This window comes from Streptomyces sp. DH12 (assembly GCF_020873895.1).
In the GTDB taxonomy this organism is placed as follows: Bacteria; Actinomycetota; Actinomycetes; order Streptomycetales; family Streptomycetaceae; genus Streptomyces.
Genome location: NZ_JAHWGT010000268.1, coordinates 1 through 728, shown reverse-complemented (window position 1 = coordinate 728; position 728 = coordinate 1). Strand labels below are relative to the sequence as shown.

General features: G+C 71.6%; 1 protein-coding gene. It reads right to left on the bottom strand.

The genetic code is table 11. The features are described from left to right. A partial coding sequence (locus tag LPA54_RS33950) for a Bcr/CflA family efflux MFS transporter (RefSeq protein ID WP_228984537.1) occupies positions 1–728 on the bottom strand: 728 nt, incomplete at both ends.

The window sequence follows — 728 nt, the reverse complement described above, 5'->3', positions numbered from 1 at the left end:
CAGCAGCAGTGCCGTGGCGGCGGCGACCACGACGGCGAGTCCGGCGCCGAGCGCCTTGTCCAGCCGGACCCGGCCGACCAGGATCTTCCCGTTGACCTGGCCCATGATCATCAGGCCGATCGAGTTGAGCCCGAACAGCAGACTGAAGGTCTGCGGGGAGGCGCCGTAGATCTCCTGCATGACGAACGGGGAGGCCGCGACGTACGAGAAGAGGGAGGCGAAGGCGAAGCCGCCGGCGAGCATGTAGCCGGTGAAGACCCGGTCGGCGAGGAGCCGCCGCATCGGCGCGAGGGCCTCGCCGAAGTTCCCACCGTGCCGGTCGGCGGGGGCCAGCGTCTCGGGCAGCTTCGTCCACACGAGCGCCGTCAGCAGCACGCCGAGGACGGTGAGGACGACGAACACGCCCCGCCAGTCCGTGAACCGCAGCACCTGACCGCCGATCAGCGGGGCCAGGATCGGCGCCATGCCGGAGATCAGCATGAGGGTCGAGAAGAAGCGGGCCAGGGCCACGCCGTCGTACAGGTCACGGGCGACTGCCCGCGCGATGACGATGCCGGCCGCGCCCGCGAGGCCCTGCGCCAGCCGGCAGGCGACGAGGAGTTCGACGGTCGGCGCGAACGCGCACAGCGCGGTGGCCACGACATAGATCGCGAGACCGACGAGCAGGGGCCGGCGGCGGCCCCAGCGGTCACTCATCGGACCGACCACGAGCTGCCCGAGCGCCATGC